General features: G+C 62.3%; 2 protein-coding genes. Both read left to right on the forward strand.

The features are described from left to right. On the forward strand, window positions 1–482 hold a 482-nt coding region (locus AC3XQU_RS22745; protein WP_489876433.1), incomplete at its 5' end, for a hypothetical protein. Between the two features lie 66 nt (window positions 483–548). Beyond that, the coding region (locus AC3XQU_RS22750; protein ID WP_489876434.1) for a hypothetical protein at window positions 549–732 on the forward strand (184 nt) is incomplete at its 3' end.

Consider the following 732-nt stretch of genomic DNA (forward strand, 5'->3'; position numbering starts at 1 on the left):
CCAACAACACACCCCAACTCCACACAATCGCCAGCCGCGGCAAACGAGACGACACCTGGCAACAACGCGCCCACCGACTCACCGAACTCCGCAACACCACCATGGGACTCATCCCACGCAACACCGAACTATGCGTCATCGAAGGCCCCGCATACGCCGCCCAAGGCGCCGGAATCCACGACCGCGCCGGCTACTGGTGGATGCTCTACCAAGCCCTCACAGCACTCAAAATCCCCACCGCCGTATGCCCACCCACCACCCGCGCAAAATGGGCCACCGACAAAGGCAACGCAGGCAAAGCCGACGTCGCCATGGCCATCACCAAACTCTGGCCCACCACCACCATCCGAGGCGACGACCAAGCCGACGCACTCTGCTTCGCCACCATCGCCGCCCAACACCTCAAACACCCCATGCCCTACCTCGTCCTCGAACGCCACAAACTCGCACTCACCAAAATCGTGTGGCCCGACAACCGGTAGATACACTCAACAGTGCCCACCGAAATGGCCAACCCAAAGACGGCCAACAAGCCCGGAGAACCGCCAATGTCCAGCGTCAAACCCGAAGGCATCAGCGACCGTGAACGCGCACTAGCGGCGATGCGCGATAGGCGCGACGGAATGACATGGGACGACGTAGCCGCCAAGCATGAGTACTCGGACCGGGGGACAGCGTTCCGCGCAGTGAAACGAGTCCTCGAACGCGTCGAAGGCGAAACCGCCGACGACT

The sequence above is a fragment of the Telluria sp. AZSoR62 genome (assembly GCF_058111565.1).